Genomic DNA, 17,161 nt, shown 5'->3' on the forward strand with positions numbered 1-17,161 from the left:
GGTCCACCGCGCCTCGGGGTGCCGGTCGAGCCGCCGGTTGAAGGACGGGTCCTCGGCGTAGTTGTACAGGCCGCTGGTCATCTGGAGCAGCTGGCGGATGGTGATGTTCTTCCCGCCCGGGACCTCCTCGGCCCAGTCGGGGGCCTCCCCGTCCTTCACCCCCTCTACCGCCAGTGGGGCAGCAAACCGGAACTCGTCGTCCATGCGCTGCGGCACAACAAGCCGGTCAGCGTCGCCGACATCGACACCGGCACGCTGCGGGGCGACTTCCACGCCCTGGTGGAGCGGACCGACGACTGTCAGCTGGAGAGGGACTCCGCGCTGATGCGGGGTCTCGCCCAGGCCGTGCACGAGAACCCCGATCTCCACCAGGCGCTGCGGGAGCTGCTCATCGCTCCCGAGCTCACCGGGCTCGACGGCCTGCTGCGGCGCGCCGTCGACCGGGGCGAGATCCCCGCCGAGACCGCCGCGCTGCGGTACGTCCCGCACATGCTGGTCGGCGCCTTCGTCGCCCAGGAACTCATCGAGGGCCGGTCGCCCGACCGGGCCTTCCTCTCCGACTACATCGATGCCGTGGTGCTGCCCGCGTTGGGCGCCGCCTGATGGTCCCGGTGTAGTGCCCCACCCGGCGCCGTGGAGTCCCCGCCCGGCGTCCGTCCCCGCAAACGCCCCACCTGACGCGCACCGCTCTCGTCGTCGGGCTGGTCACCCCTGCCCTGTACGTACCAACGACCTGACCGGGAGTACGCCCTCGTGGCCACTTTCCTCTACAAGATGGGCCGGTTCGCCTTCCGCCGCCGCCCCTTCGTCGCCCTCGCGTGGATAGCGCTGCTGGTGCTCGCCGGTGTCGGCGCCGCCTCCGCGTCCACCGCCACCTCCAGCTCGTTCTCCATACCGGGGACCGAGGCGCAGAAAGCGTTCGACCTGCTCGACGAGCGCTTCCCCGGCGCCGCCGCCGACGGCGCCACCGCCCGCGTGGTGTTCAAGGCTCCCGAAGGGGAGCGGATGACCGACCCCGGACACAAGGCCGAGGTGGAGAAGGTCGTCACCGGGCTGCGGTCGGGTTCCGACCAGGTCGCCTCGGTCGTCGACCCGTACGCCGGCAAGGCCGTGAGCCGCGACGGTACGACGGCCTACACCCAGGTCTCGTACAAGGTCAGCGGCATGGAGCTGACCGACGAGACCCGGGACGCCCTCGTGGCGGCCGGTGACGAGGCCCGGGACGCCGGACTGACCGTCGAGATCGGCGGCGACGCCCTCCAGGCCGTGCCCGAGACCGGCTCCGGCGAGATCATCGGCGTCGCGGTCGCCGCCGTCGTGCTGGTGATCACCTTCGGGTCGCTGGTCGCGGCCGGGCTGCCGCTGCTCACCGCGATCATCGGCGTGGGCATCGGTGTCTCGACCATCACCGCGCTCGCCAACGTCCTCGACCTCGGCTCCACCACCTCGACGCTCGCCATGATGATCGGCCTCGCGGTCGGCATCGACTACGCGCTGTTCATCGTCTCCCGCTACCGGGCCGAGCTGGCCGAGGGACGCGAGCCGGAGGACGCGGCCGGCCGGGCCGTCGGCACCGCCGGTTCCGCCGTCGTCTTCGCCGGACTGACCGTCGTGATCGCCCTGGTCGGGCTCGCCGTCGTCAACATCCCCATGCTGACGAAGATGGGCTTCGCCGCGGCCGGCACGGTCGTCATCGCCGTGCTCATCGCGCTCACGCTGGTTCCGGCGCTGCTCGGGTTCGCGGGCAAGAAGGTCTTCGGACGCAAGGCCCGCGAGCGGCAGGGACAGGACGGCGGCGAGGCCGCCAAGCCCAACATGGGGACGCGCTGGGCCCGCTTCGTGCTGCGCCGGCCGGTCGCCGTGCTGCTCACCGCCGTGGTCGGGCTGGGCGTCGTCGCCGTACCCGCCGCCTCGCTGGAGATGGGGCTGCCCGACGACGGCTCCCAGCCGGTCAGCACCACGCAGCGCAAGGCGTACGACCTGCTGTCGGACGGCTTCGGTCCCGGCTCCAACGGGCCGCTGATGGTCGTCGTCGACGTCGACGAGGCCGAGCGCCCCAAGGAGGCGGTCAGCCGCGTCACCGACGTCGTCAAGGGCATGGACGGCGTCGCCGCCACCGTGCCCGGGCCGCTGAACAAGGCCGGGGACACCTCGGTCGTCACCGTGGTGCCCAAGGACCGGCCCAGCTCGGAGGGGACCGAGGAACTGGTGCGTTCCATCCGCGGGGCCGGCGCGGACCTGAAGTCCGACACCGGGGCCGAGGTCCTGGTCACCGGGGCCACCGCCATGAACATCGACTTCTCGCAGAAGATGAACGACGCGCTGCTGCCGTACCTGGCGCTCGTCGTCGGGCTCGCGTTCCTGCTGCTGATGCTGGTCTTCCGCTCGGTCCTCGTGCCGCTCAAGGCCGCGCTCGGCTTCCTGCTGTCGGTGGTGGCGGCGCTCGGCGCGGTCGTCGCGGTCTTCCAGTGGGGCTGGCTGGCGGATCTGTTCGGCGTCGAGCAGACCGGTCCCGTGATGTCGATGATGCCGATCTTCATGGTGGGCGTCGTCTTCGGCCTCGCCATGGACTACGAGGTCTTCCTCGTCACCCGCATGCGGGAGGCGTACGTCCACGGCGAGCGGCCGGGCCAGGCGGTCGTCACCGGCTTCCGGCACGGCGCGCGGGTGGTCACCGCCGCGGCCGTGATCATGATCGCCGTCTTCGCCGGGTTCATCGGGTCGAGCGAGTCGATGGTCAAGATGATCGGGTTCGGCCTGGCGATCGCCGTCTTCTTCGACGCCTTCGTCGTACGGATGGCCATCGTGCCCGCCGTGCTCGCGCTGCTCGGCAAGAAGGCGTGGTGGCTGCCGCGCTGGCTGGACAGGGCGCTGCCGAACGTCGACGTCGAGGGCGAGCAGCTGCGCAAGGAGCTCGGCGACGACGCCGCCGAGGACGAGCGCGAGCTGGTGCGCGCCTAGGCGCGGGCAGGCTCCGGGGCCGCTCCTCGAGCGGAGGGCGGCCCCGGTCGCGCACCGGCTCGTGGGGACGGGACCCGGTGCGGCGGTGAGGTCCCTCCGGCCGTGACGGCCGGAGGGACCTCACCGTTTTCCCGTCCGGTCAGTGGGCGGCCTCGGTGGTGACGGGCTCCTCGGCGGCGTGCGTACGGCGCAGGAAGCGGAGCAGCGGGGCCCGGTCGAACTGGATCACGGCCATGCCCTGGTCCGAACGCAGCTCCATCACGGCCTGCACCCTGCCGCAGGGCCACACCCGTACATCGCCGCTCTCGGTTGCGGCCGGACGGGTCATGCCGGCCTCCAGGAGGGCCCGGGTGAAGACCCACTCGTTCTCGGCGCCGTCGGGCGAGACGTCCGGCGGAAAGACCAGGCGGACCGTGAGCGGGTCCTCCTGCGGGTCGTAGCGGAGGGCCACGGGCACGGCGTGGCGCTGCGGGCCGTCGGTGACGAGGCAGGCCCGTGCGTGGTCCTCAAGCGAAGGGGGCATCGGGCGGCTCCTAAGGTTCGGGGCTTATGTCCTCTAATGTCCCATATTTTGGGGCGCGTGCTCCGCTTCATCTGTGACCAGTGCGCTCTTGCGACCTCTTTGCAAGAGAGCACTATCATCGAACGATTCATCACACCGCAGGAAGCGGAGCCTCCCCATGCATGTCCCCGACGGATTCATCAACACACCTGTCTCGGCTGTGGCGGGCGTCGCAGCCGTGGCCGCCGTCGCCGCCGGCCTGCGCGGAGCGCGCCGCGAACTGGACGAGCGGACCGCCCCGCTGGCCGGTCTCGTCGCCGCGTTCGTCTTCGCCGTACAGATGCTGAACTTCCCCGTCGCCGCCGGCACCAGCGGGCATCTGCTCGGAGGCGCGCTCGCCGCGATACTCGTCGGCCCGTTCACCGGCGTGCTCTGCATCTCCGTCGTGCTGCTGATGCAGGGCATCCTCTTCGCGGACGGCGGGCTCACGGCGCTCGGCGTCAACATCACCGTGATGGGCGTGGTGACGGTGATCGTCGCGTACGGGCTCTTCCGCGGGCTCGTGAAGGTGCTGCCGCGTCGCCGCTCCTCGGTCACCGCCTCCGCGTTCGTCGCCGCGCTGGTGTCCGTGCCCGCCGCCGCCGCGGCCTTCACGCTGATCTACGCCGTCGGGGGCACGACGGACGTGCCGATCGGCAAGGTCATGACCGCCATGGTCGGCGTCCACGTCCTCATCGGCATCGGCGAGGCCGCGATCACCGCGCTGACCGTGGGCGCCGTCATCGCCGTACGCCCCGACCTGGTGCACGGCGCGCGCGGCCTGTCCGCGCCGCTCAAACTCCTGGTGGGCGGCGAGCTGGTGGACGCGGCCCCGGCCGACGCACCGGCCGCGGCCCCCGCGCGCTCCACCCGCGCGGTCTGGGGCGCGGGACTGGCCTGCGCGCTCGTGCTGGCCGGGGTCGTCTCCTTCTACGCCTCCGCCAGCCCCGACGGCCTGGAGAAGGTCGCCGCCGACCAGGGCATCGACAAGAAGGTCGAGGAGCACGCCACCGCCGACTCCCCGCTCGCCGACTACGGCGTCAGCGGCATCACCGACGGCCGTCTCTCCGGCGGCCTCGCGGGCGTCGTCGGCGTCGGCGCGACCGTCGCCGTCGGCAGCGGCGTCTTCTGGACGGTGCGGCGCCGGCGCGGGCAGCAGCCGGCGGTCGTGGCCGCGCCGGCGCGCACCGAGGAAAAGGAAACCGCCTGACATGGGCGCGGGCCACGCCCACAAGCTCTACCGGCACGGGCACTCGCCGGTGCACGCGCTGCCGCCGCACTGCAAGCTCGCCGCCGTCTTCTGCTTCGTGCTCGTCGTCGTCTCCACGCCGCGCGAGGCGATGTGGGCGTTCGGCCTGTACGCCGCCCTGCTCGGCGGGGTCGCGTACGCCGCGCGCGTACCCGCCGGGTTCCTGCTGGGGCGGCTGCTCATCGAGGTGCCCTTCGTGGCGTTCGCCGTGCTGATGCCCTTCGTGGCCCAGGGGGAGCGGGTGGAGGTGCTCGGCATGTCGCTGAGCGTCTCGGGCCTGTGGGGCGCCTGGAACATCCTCGCCAAGGGCACGCTCGGCGTCGCCGCGTCCGTCCTGCTCGCGTCGACGACCGAACTGCGGTCGCTGCTGCTCGGCCTCCAGCGCCTGAAGCTGCCGCCGCTGCTCGTGCAGATCGCCTCGTTCATGATCCGGTACGGCGATGTGATCACCGACGAGATGCGCCGGATGTCGATCGCCCGCCGCTCGCGAGGCTTCGAGGCCCGGGGCGTGCGGCACTGGGGCGTCCTCGGCAAGACGGCGGGCGCGCTCTTCATCCGCTCGTACGAGAGAGGCGAGCGGGTGCACCTGGCCATGGTCAGCAGGGGGTACACCGGCACCATGCCGGTGATCGACGAAGTGACCGCGACCCGGGCGCAGTGGTCGTACGCGGCGGCCCTCCCGGTCTCCGCGCTCGCGGTGTGTCTGCTGGGATGGACGCTATGACGATGTCTCTCGAGGTCGACGGCCTCGCCTACGCCTACCCGGACGGCCACCAGGCGCTGTTCGGCGTCGACCTGAACGTCGCGCGCGGCGAGCGCGTGGCGCTGCTCGGACCGAACGGCGCGGGCAAGACGACCCTCGTCCTGCACCTCAACGGCATCCTCACCGCTGGCGCGGGTTCCGTGACCGTCGCGGGGCTGCCCGTCGGCAAGCAGCACCTCGCGGAGATCCGCCGCCGGGTCGGCATCGTCTTCCAGGACCCCGACGACCAGCTCTTCATGCCGACGGTCCGCGAGGACGTGGCCTTCGGGCCCGCGGCGGCCGGGATGCGCGGCGCGGAGCTGGAGGCATGCGTGACGGCGGCGCTGGAGCGGGTGGGGATGGCGGAGTACGCCGGCCGGCCACCGCACCACCTGTCGTTCGGGCAGCGGCGCCGGGTGGCCGTCGCGACCGTACTGGCGATGGAGCCGGAGATCCTGGTGCTGGACGAACCCTCGTCCAACCTGGACCCGGCGTCACGGCGCGAACTGGCCGACATCCTGCGGTCCCTGGACGTGACCGTGCTGATGGTCACCCACGACCTGCCGTACGCCCTGGAGCTGTGCCCCCGCTCGGTGATCCTCAGCGGCGGCGTGATCGTGGCGGACGGGCGGACGCAGGAACTGCTGTCGGACGACGCGGTGATGCGCGAGCACCGGCTGGAGTTGCCGTTCGGGTTCGACCCGGGGTCGGTGCGGGTCGAGGCGTAGCGGCGGCCGGCGCACCCCCCGGCGCCCCGCCCCGGCGGGGCCGTTGCACCATGGGGGGCATGAGCGCGAGCGCAGCAGTGGATGCACGGGGCACGGTGGCCGCCGGATTCGAACCGGTCAGGGACGCGTTCGTACGCAACTTCGCGCGGCGCGGCGAGCGCGGCGCCGCGGTGGCCGTCTACCGGCACGGCCACAAGGTCGTCGACCTCTGGGCCGGCACCCGCGACGTCGACGGCACCGAGCCGTGGGCCGTCGACACCGCCCAGATCGTGCGGTCGGCCACCAAGGGCGTCGCCGCCGCCGTACCGCTGCTGCTCCACCAGCGCGGCCAGATCGACCTGGACGCCCCTGTGGCCACGTACTGGCCGGAGTTCAAGGCGAACGGCAAGGAACGCGTGCTCGTACGGCACCTGCTGTCCCACCGTGCGGGCGTCCCGGCGCTCGACCGCCCGCTGACGCCCGCCGAGGCGATCGACGGCGTCAGCGGGCCGCACGCCGTCGCCGCCCAGGCGCCCGCCTGGGAGCCGGGGACCGGCCACGGCTACCACGCGCAGACGTACAGCTGGCTGATCGGCGAGCTCGTCAAGCGCGTGACGGGCCGGACCGTCGGCCGGTGGATCGCCGAGGAGATAGCCCGGCCGCTTGGGCTCGACTTCTGGGTCGGGCTGCCGGCGGACGAGGCGCACCGGGTCGGCCGGGTGGGGCCCGTCGAGCCGCCGCCCCTGGACGGCGGGGCGCTGCGGCTGCGCCCCAAGCGCAGCGTCAGCGAGGCGTACGCCGACCCCGCCTCGCTCACCCGGCGCGCCTTCGGCGCGATCGACCCGCTCCCGGACGAGAACGACCCGGCGTACCGCGCGGCCGAACTCCCCGCGTCCGGCGGTATCTCCACCGCCCGGGCACTGGCCCGGTGCTACGCGGCGATGATCGGCGAGGTCGACGGGCACCGCCTGTTCGCCCCGGCCACACTGACCCTGGCGCGCACCGAGGAGTCGGCCGGCCCGGACCGGGTCCTGGTCGTGGGCACCCGCTTCGGGCTCGGCTTCATGCTGCACGGCTCCGGCGCGCCGCTGCTCGCACCCGGCTCGTTCGGCCACCCGGGGCGCGGCGGCTCGCTCGGATTCGCCGACCCGGAGTCGGGCATCGCCTTCGGCTACGTGACCAACGGCCTCCAGAAGGGCGTCACCGCCGACCCCCGCGCCCAGGCACTGATCGCAGCGGTGCGGTCGGCCGTGTGACCGGTCAGCGCACCACTACGGTCAGCGTCTTCGTCACGGAGAACTTCTTGCTCTCGGGCGACGTGGGACTGTCGTCGTACCCGCAGCGGTAGCAGCCGAAGAGCTCGACCGTGGTCGTGCCCTTCTCCCGTGCGGTGAAGCTGTACCAGTCCTGCCGTTCGGCGGCCGGGTCGCCGGTGATGTGCGGCTTCTCCGTTTCCAGCCACGCCACCTCGTCGTCCGGTTCCTCGATGACCTTCCAGGCGTAGCCCGGCTGGTTGGCGTAGCGGTTGGCGACGAGGAACTCCTGGCCGGGGCGCACGGTGACCGTGCCCGCGAAGTCCCCATCGAGCATGCGCGACTTCATCGTCTCGTACGTGTCGCTGTCCCCATCGGGGTCCCTCGTCACGGCGTCGTGCCGGATGCTGTCCTTGACCTCGACCGGGTACGTCATGGTGCGGTCGCCGTCGGTCTCTCTCAGCACGACGCGCGCTCTGCCGGTCTTCAGCGCCCGGAATGTGAAGTAGTGCGTGCCCTTGACGACCTTCTCGCCCTTGGCCCGCAGGACCTTCCCCGACTCCCCGGCCTCGGCGACCTCCCACTCGGCGGCGTCGCCCCCCGGCCGCACGTGCAGGGAGAAGTCGTGACCGACGAGCACCTTGGTCTCCACCGACTGGGAGGCGACGTCGATCTCCCCGTCGGGTCCCCTCGGCACGCCGCTCAGCGGCGTGGGGATTCCGCAGCAGACCTCGTCCTCGGAGTACTCCTCGTAGGCCACCGCGCCCGCACCGCTCAGTGCCAGCACTGCGGCACCGCCTGCGAGGCCCAGGAGGGCCCGCCTCTTGCGCTGCTTCGGCATCAGGTCCTCACTTCGGGATGTGGACACCGGTGGCGTCGGGGAATCGCTGGTCGGAAGCCTTGTCCATGTTGCCGTTGACGAAGTCCTCCTCGCTGACCCAGGTGGTCTCGCCCCAGGGGTTGTGCACCTGGAGCATGCCGTTCTCCTGGCCGACGATCACCAGGGCGTGGCCGCCGTCACCGGTCGTCTTGATCGGCACCGGCTTGCCCTCCGAAACGGCCCTCTCGATCTCAGGGAGGGCGCCCCGGCGGTCGTCCGCGCTGTTCAGGTCCTGGCGCTCGTAGTCCGTGCCCGTGGGCGAGTTGAGCTCATTGTCGGCGACCTCCGACCAGCCTTCGTCGTCCATGCCGGTGGGCGGGCCGTTTTCGAAGAATCCGCCCCTGCTGCCGTCGCCTTCGTCGTGGACGCGGTGCTGCTCGTCCACGAGCCGCTCGCGGAACGCGTCCGGATCGTCCTCCTGGCCGTCGGGTCCGCCCGTCAGCCCCAGGGCGTAGACCGGGTCGACCATGGCGCGGGCGTTCACCGTGGAGGAGGCCACGCAGCTGGCCTCCTGACCGTCGCCGCCCTGCACCCACTTCTGGCCCTTGAACGCGTTCTCCGTCGTGGCCTGGACAGGGTCGCCGTTCGCGTCCACTTCGGTGACCACCGGGGTGAGGTGCCGGGCCAGCCACGCCTCGTCCTTGCCCGCGATCTTCTGGCTGAAGTCGCGCATGCTGTCCATGTCGTGCCCGGCCGCGAGCGCCTTCATCAGGTACGCCCGCTCCTCCGGTGAGCGGGACGCGTCCAGCATCCGCTGGAACTCGGCGCGGTCGGCGGGGCTCATGCTGTCCAGTCGCTCACCGGAACGCTCCAGGTCGTTCGCGGAGAGGATCTCGTTGTATTCGCGGGCCGCACCCTTCTCGTCGACCATCGCCGTGTCGGCCAGCATCAGCCTGTCGACGGGACTCAAGCCCTTGGCGACCAGGTGGCCCGATCGGGCTTCGGCCGCCAGCTTGTTGAGGTCACGGGCCGCCGCGCGGGCGGCGTCGTCAGCGCAGACCGCCGCCGTGTGCCGGGCCTTGGCGCCCGCACGGGCTATCTCACGGGCCCGCTCTTTCTCCTCCTCCTCGGCGTCCTTCTCCACCATGCCGTCGAAGAAGCCGTCCGCGCCGCCGAGCATGTTCCGTGCCCGGAGCAGCTCGGAGCGGCCCGGCCCGTCCTCACGCTGGGCGGCACGCACGCCGTCGGCCAGACATTCCAGGGCCTTCTTCCCCTGCTGGAACGCCTCGGTCATCTGCTCTGCGGCACGCCCGGCCGCCGCGACGACCTGCTGCGCCGTCACGCTCGCCATGCCCTCCCACGCCTGCGGAAGTTTTTCGGCCGCGACGTGCTCGACCGGCTCCTCGACCTCGAACCGGCAATGGTCGACTGCCTTCTTGTACGCGTTGGCCGCCGACTCGATGGCTGCCGGATCGCCCTTGGGCTCGGGTACGGCGAGCGCCTGGTCGATCGCCGCGATGAGGTCGTTCTTCGAGCCCGCACCGTCGATCGCGTTCATCGCGCCGGCGAGCGCGGCCCGCCGGGTGGTGGTGTCCTCCGCCATCAGCCCTGCCCCCCGGCCGTGCCGGTGACCGTCCGGCGTACGGCCATGATCTCGGCGACCGCCGACAGCCAGCGCGCCAGCATGTCGTCGTCATCGCCTGTGCGCCGCACGCTCGCCCCGGCCTCCAGCCACGCGCGCACCGTGCTGCCCGCGTCGTCCCCCGGAACGGGTTCCTCGAGCCGGGCCGCGTAGGCCGCGCCGCCACTGCGCACGATCTCCGCGAGGAAGGCCACGGCACGCGGGTACACCCCCGCACGCCCCAGCACCACAGCCGCGCCCACGGCGCCGTCGCCGAAGAGAGCCGTGCGCATCCGGCTCCTCTCACCCAGGCCGAACCGCAGTAGCGTCGCGAAGTCGAGTCGGGCCAGCTCGTCGTCCGTCTTCACGGCGTTCGCAGCGCTCACGCTATGTCCTCGTATCCATGAAAAGTTCTGTACATCCTCGCGCCGTACGTCAGTTGAAGTCGGCCAGACCAACGTGGGCGGGCGCGGCACGGCGCAGCGCCCCGTCCGCGCCGTGTTCCGCCGCGCCGTAGTTGCGGTTCGTGGTGTTCAGCTTGCGGGAGATCTCCCGCAGTGCGTCACGCAGTACCGTCGCCTCCCGCTGCCACGCGCCGGCGAAGTTGTCGAAGGCGGGGGCGGCCTCCTCACCGCCGAACACCTCAGGGATGCTGCACTGCTCCTGCGGGATGGTCGACTTGACCGAGTCCAGCTCGTCGGCGGCCTTGTCCAGCCTGGTCGCGGAACCGGCGACCTCCGCGGTGCGCACCCCGTACCCCGTCGAATCACTCATGCGCGTCTCCCCGCCCCGCTTACCCCGATCGGCCGGTAAGGCTACTCGACGACCACGGCGCCGAAGTGTCCGGCCATGGCCCGCGTTCACGTCAGGCCGCGCACGCACCGGCGCGGCAACCGGTGTGGAGCACAAGGCCGATGCCGGTCACCATCGGGCCCGCCGCCGCGCGTCGTCGCTCAGCCCGCGCGCAGTACCGCCGCCACCAGGGGGCCCGCCGCGTCGCCGCCGTGGCCGCCCGACTCGACGGACGCGGCCGCGGCCACGTCGTCGCTGAATCCGGCGAACCAGCTGTTGGACTTGCCCTGCCCGTCGACCTCCGCCGAACCGGTCTTCGCGCCCTTGTCGCCGCCGACCGGGGCCATCGCGGCCGTGCCCGTGCCCCAGGACGCGGTCGCCGTCTGCCGCATCATGCGCAGCAACTGGCTGTGCGTGGCGGGCGACATGGTGCGGGACGCCTTGGCGAGGGTCCTGCCGTCGAGGGACTGCGGCACGATGACGGGCTGGCGGAACGTGCCCGCCTTCGCGGTGGCGGTGACCGACGCCATGTTGAGGGCGTTCATCTGGACCGTGCCCTGCCCGATGTACTGCTCCGCCGCCGCGCCGCCGGTCGCCTCGGGCACCGAGCCGTCGGCGGTGATGATCCCGGTCCGCCAGTTGTCGAGACCCAGGCCGAAGATCTCACGTGCCGTCCTGGGCAGCGCCGCGTCGTCATCGGCCTCGTCGATCAGCTTGACGAAAGCGGTGTTGCAGGACCGCGCGAAGCTGGTCGCGAAGGTGCCGTCGGGGATCTCGAAGTCGTCCAGGTTGTGGAAGCCGCGACCCTGGTACATCGCGGTCTTCGGGCACTCCGCCTTGCGGTCCGCGCCCACCAGGCCCTTCTCCAGCAGCATCGTGGCCGTCACGATCTTCATCGTCGAGCCCGGCGCCTGCTTCCCGAGGACCGCCGCGTTGTAGCCGTCCGTACGGTTGTTGGCGACCGCCAGGATCTCGCCCGTACTCGGCTTGACCGCCGCGACCGACGCCTCGCCGTGCTCCTTCACCGCCGTCTCGGCCGCCGCCTGCACGCCCGCGTCCAGCGTGGTCGGCAGCCTGCCGGGCCTGCCCTTGGCGACGGTGGCCAGGGTGCGCGGAGCGACACCGCTGTCACTGCCGCTGTGGATCGCCAGCTCGACGCCGGGCTTCCCGCCCGCCCGCTCGCCGTACTTCTCCCGCAGCGCGTCCAGGACGGGCCCGAGCGACGGGTACTTCTCCTTCGTCAGCTCGACGCCGTTGCGGTCGACCGCCTTGATGGGCGGGGCCGATGCCTCGCCCGCCTTCAGCAGTTCGCCCTCCTTCAGGCCGGGGTGGACGACGGAGGACTTCCAGTCGACCAGCGCCTTGCCCGAGGTCAGGCCGCGCACGACGGTCAGCTCCGACGCGTACGAGAAGGCCTTGCTCCTGCCCTCGTACGTCACCGTGGCGTCGGCGGTGAACGGGACCTTCGCCCCCACCGGCGTGCCGGGCGTCAGCTTCACCTCGCTGATGTGCGCCTCGTCGCGGTAGGCGAACAGCGCGGGCTGCGCGGCGGCAACGTTGTCGGTCAGATCGGCGGCCACGCGGGCGTCGCCCTTCGCCCAGGCGGCGAGGAAGTCCTTCGCGGTCCGCGCGACCTCGTCGGCGCTCGGCGGCCCGGTCTTCTTCGGCGCCGACCGGATGCCGACCCCCGAACCGCCGGTTTCGTCGTTCACCATGGAGTACGCCCCATAGCCCACCCCTCCGGCCATGGCCAGGAACACTCCGCCGACTATGGCGACCTTCGCTCCACTGCGCATACTGTGCGGTCCCCTCCCCAGGAGTCCCTCCTTGAACTGAACATGTTCAAGAAGTGCTGATTCGCACTGTACGGGACGCCAGTTGCCCATGGGGTGCGCGTTACACGACCGGGACGGACGCGGCGGGGCGGGCCCCCGCCGCGTCCGTCCCGGACCCGGACTCGCCGCTACACCCAGGTGTCGAACCAGATGCGGTCGCGCCAGTCGTCGATGGGCAGCGTCTGCCCGGTGTAGATCGGCCAGAAGTAGACGAAGTTCCAGATGATGAGCAGGACGAGCACTCCCGCGCCGACCGCTCCCGCCACCCGCCGCCGCTCGCCCGCGTGCGGCGGCCCCAGCATCGCGCCGAGCATCATCGCCACCGCCAGGCACAGGAACGGCACGAAGACCACGGCGTAGAAGAGGAAGATCGTGCGCTCCTGGTAGAAGAACCAGGGCACCCAGCCCGCCGCGATGCCGCACGCGATCGCCCCCGCCCGCCAGTCGCGCCGCAGCGCCCAGCGCCACAGCACGTACAGGACCGCGAAGCACGCCGTCCACCACAGCAGCGGCGTCCCGAGCGCCAGCACCTCCTGGGCGCAGTCGCTCCTCTCGGTGGCCGGGCAGCCCTCCTTGCCCGGCTTCGGCGACTCGTAGAAGTACGACACCGGGCGGCCCAGGACGATCCAGCTCCACGGGTTCGACTGGTAGGTGTGACCGGACGTCAGATTGACGTGGAAGCTGTAGACCTCGGTCTCGTAGTGCCACAGGCTGCGCAGCCAGTCGGGCAGCCACGTGAAGTCGCCGCCCTTGCCGGCGCCCGTGGCCCAGTCCCGGTAGTACCCCTCCTTGGAGACGATCCAGCCCGTCCAGGAGACGACGTATGTCACGAAGGTGACCACGACCGTCGCCACGAACGCCGGCAGCACGTCCCGCTTCAGCACGGCGGGGTACGGCTGCCGGGCGCCCGCCGTCCGGCGCGCGCCCGCGTCCCACAGGACCGTCAGCAGGCCGAACGCCGCCAGGATGTACAGGCCGTTCCACTTCGTGCCGAACGCCAGGCCCAGGCACACCCCCGCCGCGATCCGCCACGGCCGCCACCCCAGCCGCAGCCGCTCCGCGACCTCCCCGTCCGGGCGCAGCACCCCCTCGTCGTCCGACGGGAGCGCCGCCGCGAGCCTGCGCCGCGCCCAGTCCCGGTCGATCAGCAGGCAGCCGAAGGCGCCCAGGACGAAGAACATCAGCACCTGGTCGAGCAGCGCCGTGCGGCTCATCACGAAGTGCAGGCCGTCCACCGCGAGCAGCGCGCCCGCCAGGCAGCCGAGGAACGTCGAACGGAAGAGGCGGCGCCCGATCCGGCAGAGCATCAGCACCGACAGCGTCCCGAGCACGCAGACCATGAAGCGCCAGCCGAACGGGGTGAACCCGAAGAGCTGTTCGCCGAGCCCGATGACCCACTTGCCGACCGGCGGATGCACCACATAGCCCGGGTCGGCCGGGACCGTGACCGTGGACGGGTCGGCGAGGACCGCCTTGTCGATGTCCTTCGGCCACTGGCCCTCGTACCCCTGGTGAATGAGCGCCCAGGCGTCCTTGGCGTAGTACGTCTCGTCGAATATCACCGCCTTGGGGCTGCCCAGGTTCCAGAACCGCAGCAGCCCCGCGACCAGCGCGACCAGCAGCGGCCCGCCCCACGCGGCCCAGCGCACCAGACGGCCCGCGAGCACGGGCGGTACGCCGAGGACTCTCCAGATCTCGGTGCCCGGCCTGCTGTACGGCGGCACGAGCCGGTCCCGCAGCCCGATGTGGCTGCCGGGCCTCGGTACGTAGCCGTATCGGCGCAGCCGCTGCTGCCACGAGGGCGGCGGCTCCCCGGGGGCCCGGCCCTGCTGGGCTTCTGACGCGGTACTGGTCACCGCGCCATCGTAGGGAACACATCTGTGCGCGTCGTGTGCGCGCCCTGCGAGGATGGCTCTTGTGACTGGAACGACTGGAACGACTCGAACGGCTCGAACGGCCGCGGCACCCGGATCGGCCGGAACGCTCGTGCTCGCGGGGACGCCCATCGGCGACGTGGCCGACGCGCCGCCCCGCCTCGCCGCCGAACTCGCGACGGCCGACGTCGTGGCAGCCGAGGACACCCGGCGGCTGCGCCGCCTGACGCAGGCGCTCGGGGTGCAGACGACGGGGCGTGTCGTGTCGTACTTCGAGGGCAACGAGAGCGCCCGTACGCCGGAACTCGTCGAGGCGCTGGAGGACGGCAAGCGCGTCCTGCTCGTCACCGACGCGGGCATGCCGTCGGTCTCCGACCCCGGTTACCGGCTGGTCGCCGCCGCTGTCGAGAAGGACATCAAGGTCACCGCGGTGCCCGGCCCTTCCGCCGTGCTGACCGCCCTCGCCCTGTCCGGCCTGCCCGTCGACCGCTTCTGCTTCGAGGGCTTCCTGCCCCGCAAGGCCGGCGAGCGCCTCGGGAAGCTGCGCGAGGTCGCCGGGGAGCGGCGGACGATGGTGTTCTTCGAGGCCCCGCACCGGCTCGACGACACCCTCGCCGCGATGGCGGAGGTGTTCGGCGACGAACGCCGGGCCGCCGTGTGCCGCGAGCTGACCAAGACGTACGAGGAAGTGAAGCGCGGCCCGCTCAAGGCGCTCGCCGAATGGGCGGCCGAAGGGGTGCGCGGCGAGATCACCGTCGTCGTCGAGGGCGCTTCCGCGACGGTGCGGGAACTGGCCCCGGCGGAGCTGGTGGACAGGGTGCGGGTGCGCGAGGAGGCGGGGGAGCGGCGCAAGGAGGCCATCGCGGCGGTCGCCGCCGAGGCGGGGCTGCCCAAGCGCGAGGTGTTCGACGCCGTCGTCGCGGCAAAGAACGCGGCACGAACGGGCCCGGCGGACGGCAAAGGACTATCGTGAATAGCTAAAGCCATCTAAAGCCGGCTAAAGCATCAGACCGCGCACCGGGCCTTTCTCCATGGAAAGGCCAAGACCGGTCCATATGTCGACAGGTACCGATGCGCTCCCGCCGAAACCGGCGTCCACTGGACCCAGTGGAAAGGAGCTGGCATGAGCGAGATCGCGGACACCGCCGGCACGGGTACGACGACCGTTCACGAGGCGTACGCCTTCGCCTGCATGAGGTGCGGGCACGGGTGGGAGCAGTCCTTCGAGATACACCACCACGTCGACGGCCAGGGCCACGCGTTCGTGGTCTACACGGCTGACGGCGAGCGGGTCCCCTCCCCGCTCTCCCGCCCCACCTGCCTCAACTGCGGCGGGCACGTCGTGCGGATCATGAAGGCGGGGCAGGTCTCGTCGATCAGGGAGATGCTGCGGGCCGCCGTGGTGGACGCCCCCATGGCGGGGCCGGTGGTCGGCATCGCGGGACCGGCACTGGAGGACGCCCCCGGCCCGGTGCGCGTGCAGCACGAATGGCACCTGTCGGATCTGCTCCATCCCCGCCGGCATCGCACCTGAGGGTGGCGCACGAGGCCCGCGGGGTGCGGGACGGGGACGCGGTTTTCGTACGATCGTGACCATGAGCCCCAAGGACGCACCCCCGCCGCTGCCCGAGCCCCTCCGGGGAGAGGTGGCCGATTCGCACACCCACCTGGACATGCAGGACGCCACCGTCGAGGAAGCCCTCGCGAAGGCCGCCTCGGTCGGTGTCACCACCGTCGTCCAGGTGGGCTGCGACGTGAAGGGCTCCCAGTGGGCGGCCGAGACCGCGGCGGCGTACGAGAACGTGCACGCCGCCGTCGCCCTGCATCCCAACGAAGCCCCGCGCATCGTGCTGGGCGACCCCGACGGCTGGTCGCGCCAGGGCGCGCGCGTCGCGGGCGGCGACGGCGCCCTCGACGACGCGCTCACCGAGATCGACCGGCTGGCCGCCCTGCCGTACGTGCGCGGCGTCGGCGAGACCGGCCTCGACCACTTCCGTACGGGACCCGAGGGCATGGCCGCCCAGGAGCGGTCGTTCCGGGCGCACATCGAGATCGCCAAACGGCACGGCAAGGCGCTCGTCATCCACGATCGCGAGGCCCACGCGGACGTGCTGCGGGTCCTGGAGGAGGAGGGCGCTCCCGAGCGCACCGTCTTCCACTGCTACTCCGGCGACGCCGCCATGGCCGAGATCTGCGCCCGCAACGGCTACTTCATGTCCTTCGCCGGCAACATGACCTTCAAGAACGCGCAGCCGCTGCGGGACGCGCTCGCCGTCGCGCCGCTGGAGCTCGTCCTCGTCGAGACCGACGCGCCGTTCCTCACACCGGCGCCGTACCGCGGCCGGCCCAACGCCCCCTACCTCATCCCGGTCACCGTGCGCGCGATGGCCGCCGTCCGGGGCATCGAGGAGGACGTCCTCGCGGCGGCGCTCGCGGCGAACACGGCCCGGGCGTTCGACTACTGAGCCCGCCCGCCGGGCCGGCCGGCGGGCACGCTCCCTGAAACGCCGTCACTCCTCGTGGCCGTGTTGCTTTGGAGAGTGACGGCCGCTCCGCTAGTGTCCCGGGCCGCAGCGTCATCGGGGCGGACCGGACTACTGGAGCGTCGTGGGCAATTCGCAGGGCAGTCACCGAGCGGCGCGCGGCAGCGGCCGCCGGGCGGTGGAGACGATGGAGTACGGGGAGCGCCGGGACTTCGGGGACTACGGGGAGTACGGGGAGTACGGAGAACGCCAGGAACACAGGGAGTACGGGGGCCACGGAGGG

15 protein-coding genes and 2 pseudogenes are annotated in these 17,161 nt (G+C 71.9%); 9 read left to right on the forward strand and 8 right to left on the reverse strand.

Annotation, left to right across the window (positions count from 1 at the left end; translation table 11 throughout):
• A pseudogene (locus E2E34_RS36550) lies at nt 1–204 on the reverse strand (serine hydrolase); the annotation flags it as partial.
• On the opposite strand from E2E34_RS36550, the pseudogene E2E34_RS18740 reads away from it, so the two are divergent.
• Nucleotides 163–603, forward strand: a pseudogene (locus tag E2E34_RS18740) (TetR-like C-terminal domain-containing protein); the annotation flags it as partial. The pseudogenes E2E34_RS36550 and E2E34_RS18740 sit on opposite strands and share 42 nt — an antisense overlap.
• A 150-nt stretch (nt 604–753) precedes the next feature.
• The gene (locus E2E34_RS18745) at nt 754–2,961 is read left to right on the forward strand and encodes an MMPL family transporter (RefSeq protein ID WP_138903071.1); all 2,208 of its coding nucleotides are present in this window, start codon (nt 754–756) and stop codon (nt 2,959–2,961) included.
• A gap of 139 nt (nt 2,962–3,100) precedes the next feature.
• On the opposite strand, the gene E2E34_RS18750 is transcribed toward E2E34_RS18745, so the two are convergent.
• Nucleotides 3,101–3,484: an SsgA family sporulation/cell division regulator gene (locus E2E34_RS18750; RefSeq protein WP_138903072.1), complete on the reverse strand. Its 384-nt coding sequence runs from the start codon at nt 3,482–3,484 to the stop codon at nt 3,101–3,103.
• Nucleotides 3,485–3,641: 157 nt separating this feature from the next.
• Between E2E34_RS18750 and E2E34_RS18755 the strand changes: the two genes are divergently transcribed.
• The 4 genes from E2E34_RS18755 to E2E34_RS18770 all read left to right on the forward strand — a co-directional run bounded on the left by E2E34_RS18755 (nt 3,642) and on the right by E2E34_RS18770 (nt 7,456).
• A complete protein-coding gene (locus tag E2E34_RS18755; protein ID WP_138903073.1) occupies nt 3,642–4,712 on the forward strand; it encodes an energy-coupling factor ABC transporter permease in 1,071 nt (356 codons plus the stop codon).
• Between the two features lies 1 nt (nt 4,713).
• A complete protein-coding gene (gene cbiQ / locus E2E34_RS18760) occupies nt 4,714–5,475 on the forward strand; it encodes a cobalt ECF transporter T component CbiQ (RefSeq protein ID WP_138903074.1) in 762 nt (253 codons plus the stop codon).
• Complete coding sequence (locus E2E34_RS18765) at nt 5,472–6,221, forward strand: energy-coupling factor ABC transporter ATP-binding protein (RefSeq protein ID WP_138903075.1); 750 nt, start codon at nt 5,472–5,474, stop codon at nt 6,219–6,221. The genes cbiQ and E2E34_RS18765 overlap by 4 nt, the downstream gene beginning before the upstream one ends.
• A gap of 77 nt (nt 6,222–6,298) precedes the next feature.
• Complete coding sequence (locus E2E34_RS18770; RefSeq protein ID WP_138903086.1) at nt 6,299–7,456, forward strand: serine hydrolase domain-containing protein; 1,158 nt, start codon at nt 6,299–6,301, stop codon at nt 7,454–7,456.
• A 4-nt stretch (nt 7,457–7,460) separates the two neighbouring features.
• Here the strand turns inward: E2E34_RS18770 and E2E34_RS18775 are convergent, their stop codons facing one another.
• The 6 genes from E2E34_RS18775 to E2E34_RS18800 form a co-directional block, all read right to left on the reverse strand.
• A complete protein-coding gene (locus E2E34_RS18775) occupies nt 7,461–8,294 on the reverse strand; it encodes a hypothetical protein (RefSeq protein ID WP_138903076.1) in 834 nt (277 codons plus the stop codon).
• 7 nt (nt 8,295–8,301) lie between these two features.
• Nucleotides 8,302–9,876 (reverse strand): WXG100 family type VII secretion target, encoded by a 1,575-nt coding sequence (locus E2E34_RS18780; RefSeq protein ID WP_138903077.1) that lies wholly within the window; start codon nt 9,874–9,876, stop codon nt 8,302–8,304.
• A complete protein-coding gene (locus E2E34_RS18785; protein ID WP_138903078.1) occupies nt 9,876–10,280 on the reverse strand; it encodes a hypothetical protein in 405 nt (134 codons plus the stop codon). The genes E2E34_RS18780 and E2E34_RS18785 overlap by 1 nt, the downstream gene beginning before the upstream one ends.
• Before the next feature lie 49 nt (nt 10,281–10,329).
• Complete coding sequence (locus E2E34_RS18790) at nt 10,330–10,668, reverse strand: WXG100 family type VII secretion target (RefSeq protein WP_138903079.1); 339 nt, start codon at nt 10,666–10,668, stop codon at nt 10,330–10,332.
• A 179-nt stretch (nt 10,669–10,847) separates the two neighbouring features.
• Nucleotides 10,848–12,482: a penicillin-binding transpeptidase domain-containing protein gene (locus tag E2E34_RS18795; RefSeq protein WP_138903080.1), complete on the reverse strand. Its 1,635-nt coding sequence runs from the start codon at nt 12,480–12,482 to the stop codon at nt 10,848–10,850.
• Between the two features lie 167 nt (nt 12,483–12,649).
• A complete protein-coding gene (locus E2E34_RS18800; RefSeq protein ID WP_138903081.1) occupies nt 12,650–14,377 on the reverse strand; it encodes a dolichyl-phosphate-mannose--protein mannosyltransferase in 1,728 nt (575 codons plus the stop codon).
• Between the two features lie 52 nt (nt 14,378–14,429).
• On the opposite strand from E2E34_RS18800, the gene rsmI reads away from it, so the two are divergent.
• The 3 genes from rsmI to E2E34_RS18815 all read left to right on the forward strand — a co-directional run bounded on the left by rsmI (nt 14,430) and on the right by E2E34_RS18815 (nt 16,860).
• Entirely contained in the window at nt 14,430–15,368 is a 939-nt protein-coding gene (gene rsmI / locus E2E34_RS18805) for a 16S rRNA (cytidine(1402)-2'-O)-methyltransferase (RefSeq protein ID WP_138903082.1), read from the forward strand.
• 150 nt (nt 15,369–15,518) lie between these two features.
• Nucleotides 15,519–15,929: a hypothetical protein gene (locus E2E34_RS18810; RefSeq protein WP_138903083.1), complete on the forward strand. Its 411-nt coding sequence runs from the start codon at nt 15,519–15,521 to the stop codon at nt 15,927–15,929.
• A 61-nt stretch (nt 15,930–15,990) separates the two neighbouring features.
• Nucleotides 15,991–16,860, forward strand: a complete 870-nt coding sequence (locus E2E34_RS18815; protein ID WP_138903084.1) for a TatD family hydrolase — start codon at nt 15,991–15,993, stop codon at nt 16,858–16,860.
• Nucleotides 16,861–17,161: the final 301 nt, after the last annotated feature.

The sequence above is a fragment of the Streptomyces albidochromogenes genome, from assembly GCF_005981925.1.
GTDB classification, from domain to species: Bacteria; Actinomycetota; Actinomycetes; order Streptomycetales; family Streptomycetaceae; genus Streptomyces; species Streptomyces albidochromogenes.

Coding starts and splice junctions, on each gene's coding strand:
- rsmI (WP_138903082.1), top strand. CDS start 14,430: ATGGCTCTTGTGACTGGAACGACTGGAACGACTCGAACGGCTCGAACG.
- E2E34_RS18795 (WP_138903080.1), bottom strand. CDS start 12,482: ATGCGCAGTGGAGCGAAGGTCGCCATAGTCGGCGGAGTGTTCCTGGCC.
- E2E34_RS18755 (WP_138903073.1), top strand. CDS start 3,642: ATGCATGTCCCCGACGGATTCATCAACACACCTGTCTCGGCTGTGGCG.
- E2E34_RS18790 (WP_138903079.1), bottom strand. CDS start 10,668: ATGAGTGATTCGACGGGGTACGGGGTGCGCACCGCGGAGGTCGCCGGT.
- E2E34_RS18765 (WP_138903075.1), top strand. CDS start 5,472: ATGACGATGTCTCTCGAGGTCGACGGCCTCGCCTACGCCTACCCGGAC.
- cbiQ (WP_138903074.1), top strand. CDS start 4,714: ATGGGCGCGGGCCACGCCCACAAGCTCTACCGGCACGGGCACTCGCCG.
- E2E34_RS18815 (WP_138903084.1), top strand. CDS start 15,991: ATGAGCCCCAAGGACGCACCCCCGCCGCTGCCCGAGCCCCTCCGGGGA.
- E2E34_RS18810 (WP_138903083.1), top strand. CDS start 15,519: ATGAGCGAGATCGCGGACACCGCCGGCACGGGTACGACGACCGTTCAC.
- E2E34_RS18775 (WP_138903076.1), bottom strand. CDS start 8,294: ATGCCGAAGCAGCGCAAGAGGCGGGCCCTCCTGGGCCTCGCAGGCGGT.
- E2E34_RS18750 (WP_138903072.1), bottom strand. CDS start 3,484: ATGCCCCCTTCGCTTGAGGACCACGCACGGGCCTGCCTCGTCACCGAC.
- E2E34_RS18780 (WP_138903077.1), bottom strand. CDS start 9,876: ATGGCGGAGGACACCACCACCCGGCGGGCCGCGCTCGCCGGCGCGATG.